This window comes from Thermococcus sp. 21S9 (assembly GCF_012027635.1).
Lineage (GTDB): Archaea > Methanobacteriota_B > Thermococci > Thermococcales > Thermococcaceae > Thermococcus.
On sequence record NZ_SNUS01000014.1, the window covers coordinates 1 to 520 of the forward strand.

Here is a 520-nt window from a genome sequence, read left to right on the forward strand (position 1 = left end):
GAAATAGATTTCCTTGTCAGAAAACGAAACAGTTAAGCCTGGCACTCTAATGTCTTTAGCTTCAATCCTAATCCTCCCGTTCTTGTTGAACTCAGCCCAAACGTATGTCCTCAAATCAATAGCCGCTGCTATGGCAGGCTTCCCATAAACGACGCTGTGTTCACCGAAGAGAATAATTTTAGCTGGAGCTGACGCGAGAACTCTCATTTTTAACCCTCCATTAAATTCAGTGAAATTTACTCCCTAGAAAAGTTGAAGTCTAAGATTTATTTTCCTTTTGGTCTCAGAATGAAAAGAAAAGATCAGGATTTTCTAATCACAATCGATGCATAGCCAACTATTGCATCCATACTTCTGCTGACTTCAAAGCTTGTGGTGTAGTGCAAAAGCTCTGCTTCAACAGCTCCAGCTAATCTTGAAAACACTATTGCAGTGGCAACTCCACCTGGACCACACATCGTATGATTCATTTTCCTTATCTCATCGAACATGCCCTTGTAGTCAAACTCTAGGATTTTCT

1 protein-coding gene and 1 pseudogene are annotated in these 520 nt (G+C 40.6%); both read right to left on the reverse strand.

Features of this window, described 5'->3' with window-relative positions:
- Positions 1-210: pseudogene (locus E3E28_RS10720) on the reverse strand (galactokinase family protein); the annotation flags it as partial.
- Between the two features lie 92 nt (positions 211-302).
- Positions 303-520, reverse strand: a 218-nt coding sequence (gene amrB, locus E3E28_RS10725) for an AmmeMemoRadiSam system protein B (RefSeq protein WP_167915449.1), incomplete at its 5' end; no start/stop codon positions are given.